The sequence below is a fragment of the Rhodoferax sp. genome, assembly GCF_014859475.1.
Lineage (GTDB): Bacteria > Pseudomonadota > Gammaproteobacteria > Burkholderiales > Burkholderiaceae_C > Rhodoferax.
This window is the reverse complement of sequence record NZ_JACUUE010000332.1, coordinates 1-1654: the sequence shown is the minus strand read 5'-3', so window position 1 is coordinate 1654 and position 1654 is coordinate 1. Positions and strand designations below refer to the sequence as shown.

Genomic DNA, 1654 nt, shown 5'->3' with positions numbered 1-1654 from the left:
TCCACCACCTTCACCCACTGCCCCACCTTGGGCGCGCCGCCGCCGTAAAAGCCGTTAATCAGGCGTAACTGGGCTTCGGCCTGCGGCAGCGGAGAGCGCCGGGCCAGCTGGGCAAACCCGCCCGCGGGATAAGCCGTGGTGCGCAAGGTCCAGGGCCGGGCGGCGGCGCGGTCTTGCGCCGTCATGGCCCGAAAACTGCCCTGGGCCTGCGCCAAACCGGCTCTGGCCCGCTGCAGTGCGGCGGCATTTTTGCTAGCGGGCACCATCACAAAAACCGTGCCTCGGGGGCCGGTCACCAGCGTGGCATCAATCGCCTGCTGGCCCTGGTTGGTGGCGCGGCTGCCGACAAAACGCGTGGCCGCAAGCCCATTGATTTTGAGACGCTCGGTGCGGCCCTGGCTGGGTTTGAGCAGGCTGCGAATGATGTCGGCATGCGTGGTGCCCGCCTTCGATGGGGCCACCTGGATCATCAGGGCGGCATCCCGGGCGGCATTGGCCAGCGCCAGCTGGCTGGGCTCGTTCTGGATTTTCCAGCCCGCTGGTGCCGTGATGGCAATGCCCAGGTCAGCGTGGTAAAAATTCTGGCCGCGTGTCAGGCCCTGCTCGGCACTCTCGCCAAAACGCATCCCGGCAATGGCCTGTAGATAGCGGATGCGGCCATCGTCAGCATACTTGCCCTTGAACTGGCCAGCCTGCTGGCTGATTTGCTGCAGCCGCTGGTCGTTGCTCGGGTGCGACGCCAGCCAACTGCCAGAAGCAGGGGCCGCGCGGCCCTCAGCACGGGCCTGGTCAGCGGCAAAACGCTCCTGGCTTTTCAGCGAGTTGATCACGTTGACCATGTTGCGCGGGTCATAGGCAGTGCGTGCCAGGTACTCGGCGCCCAGCTTGTCGGCCTGCAGTTCCTGGTCGCGGCTGTACGAGGCAATGTAGCCCGACGCCACGGTTTGCGACAGCTCGCTGGCCAGCCGCCCCGCGCCGCTCACGCCTTGGCTTTCCAGCACAACCCCGAGCACGCTGGCGGCCAGCACGCCCAGTCCGGCGTCCTGCTGGCGGGTGGCGCGCTGGGCGCCGTGGCGCGCCGTCACATGACCGATCTCATGGCCAATCACGCCGGCCAACTCGGCCTCGTTTTGCAGGTAAGCCATGATGCCGCGCGTCACATAGATATAGCCACCCGGCAGCGCAAAAGCATTGACCTCGGGGCTGTCGAGCACGGTAAAGTGCCACTGCAACTGTTCGCGATGCGACTGTTTGGCCAGACGCTGGCCCAGGTTATTCACATAGGCTTGCAGCCGCGCGTCCTTGACCAAGCCGTATTCCTGCAGCACCTGCTGGTGCGCCTTGGCGCCCTCGGTCAATTCCATTTGCTCGCTCATCACCGAGCGCTCGGCACGGCCGGTGACCGGGTTCACGATGGGGCTACCACACGCCGTGAGCAGCGCAACCCACAACAGGGGCCTACCGAAGCGGAACTTTGATTTTTGCAACATGTCGGATTCTCCTTTTGGACCTATCACAGTGGCCATTGTGCCCATATGTCTAACGGTCATGGCAACTCAAGCACCCCAAATGATGAAAGAAAGTCGTCATTGTGAGCCCCCGTATCTGGTCCGATACCGCAAACGGACCTTGAACAGCGACATCGTCACTGCGA

General features: G+C 64.0%; 1 protein-coding gene. It reads right to left on the bottom strand.

The window, feature by feature from the left end; translation table 11 throughout:
• Window positions 1-1490 (bottom strand): M48 family metalloprotease (locus IBX54_RS14990; protein WP_296543448.1); only part of this gene is annotated, 1490 nt, incomplete at its 3' end.
• Between the last annotated feature and the right edge of the window lie 164 nt (window positions 1491-1654).